The organism is Mycobacterium sp. (assembly GCF_049280035.1).
Classification (GTDB): Bacteria; Actinomycetota; Actinomycetes; order Mycobacteriales; family Mycobacteriaceae; genus Mycobacterium.
The window spans coordinates 1-2786 of the sequence record NZ_JBAPPI010000097.1 but is presented as its reverse complement, the minus strand read 5'-3'; the positions used below and the strand labels follow the sequence as shown (position 1 = coordinate 2786).

Below are 2786 nucleotides of genomic sequence, written 5' to 3'. Positions count from 1 at the left end.
GGACGAACGTGAACTGCGCAACCTCCAGGACCCGAAAGCCCTCCATCACTTTGACCATTTTGGGACCCTACTTGGCGTCGAACGTCACCGGAAGCGCGTTCGGTGATCGGAACGGCTGGCCATAAATATGCGGGTCATCATCGGTGACGAGCTTGACGTTGGTGACCCGATTCAGCAGGCATTCCAAGGCAACCCGCGTCTCCATGCGGGCGAGGTGCAGCCCTAAGCACGTGTGTTCACCGGCCGCGAAGGAGATGTGCGGCATGTGCTTGCGGAAGATGTCGAATTCCCCCGAGCGTTCCCACCGCTGCTCATCACGATTGGCTGAGCCGACGCACAGATCAACCGCGGAGCGCGTGGGAATTTTGACCCCTTCGAGTTCGGTGTCTTCGGTGGCGAACCGCTGCACCGTGGTCAGTGGTGTCTCGTAACGCAGCCCCTCTTCGATCGCAGTCGGGATCAGCTCGTGATCGGCTTGTACCGCGTCGAACTGGTTCGGGTGGGTCAGCAACAAGAACAACAGGTTGCCCGATGACCGGTAGGTGGTTTCCAGCCCGGCGGGTAGCAGCAGCCGCAGGAAGGAGTAAATCGCTTCGTCGCTGAGCTTTTCGCCGTCGATCTCCGCGGTGACCAGATCGCCGATGATGTCATCGGTCGGCTTGGCCTTACGCTGCTGGATCTGGTCCAGGAAGTAGTCTTTCAGCGCCGCAGAAGCTTCGAAGGCGCGCTCGTACTTGATGGTGTAGTTGATCAATTGCACCGCGCGCCGGCGAAACGTCGGCAGGTCCTCGGCCGGCAGGCCCAAGAGCGTCGCGATGACCCGGGTGGGGAACTCGAACGTGAAGTTTCGGACGAGATCGGCTTCGCCGGCGCCGATGAACTCGTCGATCAGCGCATTACAGATCGGCCGCACAACCGCGGGTTCCCAGCGCGCGAGCGCCTTGGACTTGAACGCCGCCGACACCAGGTTGCGATGCTCGCGGTGGTTCTTGCCTTCCATCGCCAAGATGGTCGGACCCATGAACAAGCCGATCGTGTTGTCGTAGTAGGTGGCGGTGAAGACCTGACCGTCGCGGAACGCCTTGTTGACAGCATCGAACGACATGGCGGCAAACGAGTTCTTGGGCCGCAGCGATTCGGGGGTTTTGGAGTAGTCGACGACCGTCCCGTGGAACACGCCCGCCTCGCTGCGCTTCTGCGCGAAGTACGGGTATGGGTCACGGATGAAGTCGGCAGGCAAGGCAGTGCTGACGGCAGCGTCTTGAACTGGACTTTCCACAGCTTCTCCGTCTCGCCCACATGATCGTACTGTAAATATTACAGTAGCCTACATCAGCGGGCCGGCTGTTGGCCGGCGGATGACGCTGGAATGGTGAGCTGGCGAACCCGTTGATGGTTAGCTCGGGATTGTGAATTCCCTGGTGAAGTTGATCCGCGACACCGTCGCGGTTCGGATATTGGTCGTCGTGGCGCTCGGAGTCGCCGTAGCTCTCGTGGTGGGCAACACGGTCGGTTGGCGGTTTGCGGTTGCCGGTTGGGTTGTTGGCGCCGGAGTGTATGTGGCGTGGACGCAGTTCATCCTGCGCGGAATGAATGCCGAGCAGACCTGTAGGTGGGTGACGCGAGAGGACGCGACCCGCTGGGTCGCCGACGCGGTCATCCTGTCGGCGAGCATCGCGAGCCTGGGCGGGGTCGGCTATGTGGTCGCCGCCGGGTCGCGTTCCGGCGGCCAGGCCATAGCGGCGGCCGTTGTCGGCATCCTGACCGTCGCGGCGTCTTGGTTTGCGGTGCACACTCTGTTCACCGTGCACTACGCGCGGCTCTACTATTCGGGCGACCCGGGCGGAATCAACTTCCACGACCCGGAGCCGCCCCGCTTTCGTGATTTCGCGTATCTCGCCTACACCGTCGGCATGACCTACCAGGTGTCAGACACCGAGATCGGATTGACCTCCATCAGGTCGACGGTGTTGCGTCATGCGTTACTGTCCTACCTTCTCGGAGCTGTTGTCCTGGCGGTGACGATCAATTTGGTTGCGGGGCTTGGCTCCAAGCTCTGATCGAACCGGATCGCACCGTCGACTCAACTGTCGCGGCGCGAATTCCGTCTGACCGACCGCACGCCGAGCTCCTCTGGCGGCACTGGATGGCCTTCAGCGCAACGGATTTCGACTGTCGCTTCGGCGCCGCAATCCAGGTGAGTGAGACGCAATCGGTTATGGCCCGGCAGGTGATGTCGCCCCCACTCGAACATCGCCCACACCACCGGCATGAAATCGATGCCGGCCTCGGTGAGCACGTACTCGTCGCGGGTGCGCTGCCCCGGCTCGCGATATGGCCGCCGCGTCAATAGCCCGAGTTCGACCAATTCGGCCAGCCGCGCCGAGGCGGCGGCCTTCGTGATGCCCACCCGGCGGGCGAAGTCATCGAACCGGGTGGTGCCGTAGTACGCCTCGCGCATGATCAGCATCGCGGATTTGGTGCCGACCGCTGCCATGGTCTTCTCGATCGCGCACTCGCCGACTGCCGACCAGGCGTCACGATCTGCCAGCGCGCCTTGCAGAAGTGTCATGCAAATCACCTCCAGTCTGGGTTGCTCTAACTGTACCTAGGTGTTTAGCCTAGGTATAGCTATCGATACTTAGCACCGACTCAAGGTGGATTCTCAATGACGTTGTCAAGCCGCCGCGGCGTTAGGTGTGGTGGGTTGATAGGTGGTGTGGTCGCGCAGCATGGCCCACAAGACGTTGAGGCGGCGGCGGGCCAGGGCCAAGACGGCTTGGGTG

3 protein-coding genes are annotated in these 2786 nt (G+C 62.1%); 1 reads left to right on the top strand and 2 read right to left on the bottom strand.

Annotated features, from left to right (window positions below; all coding sequences use genetic code 11):
• Positions 1-67 precede the first annotated feature (67 nt).
• The gene (locus WAN71_RS03210; protein ID WP_422223942.1) at positions 68-1279 is read right to left on the bottom strand and encodes a cytochrome P450; all 1212 of its coding nucleotides are present in this window, start codon (positions 1277-1279) and stop codon (positions 68-70) included.
• 130 nt (positions 1280-1409) lie between these two features.
• On the opposite strand from WAN71_RS03210, the gene WAN71_RS03205 reads away from it, so the two are divergent.
• Entirely contained in the window at positions 1410-2060 is a 651-nt protein-coding gene (locus WAN71_RS03205; RefSeq protein ID WP_422223941.1) for a DUF1345 domain-containing protein, read from the top strand.
• A gap of 23 nt (positions 2061-2083) precedes the next feature.
• On the opposite strand, the gene WAN71_RS03200 is transcribed toward WAN71_RS03205, so the two are convergent.
• A complete protein-coding gene (locus WAN71_RS03200) occupies positions 2084-2572 on the bottom strand; it encodes a winged helix-turn-helix transcriptional regulator (RefSeq protein ID WP_422223940.1) in 489 nt (162 codons plus the stop codon).
• Positions 2573-2786 lie beyond the last annotated feature (214 nt).

Coding starts and splice junctions, on each gene's coding strand:
- WAN71_RS03200 (WP_422223940.1), bottom strand. CDS start 2,572: ATGACACTTCTGCAAGGCGCGCTGGCAGATCGTGACGCCTGGTCGGCA.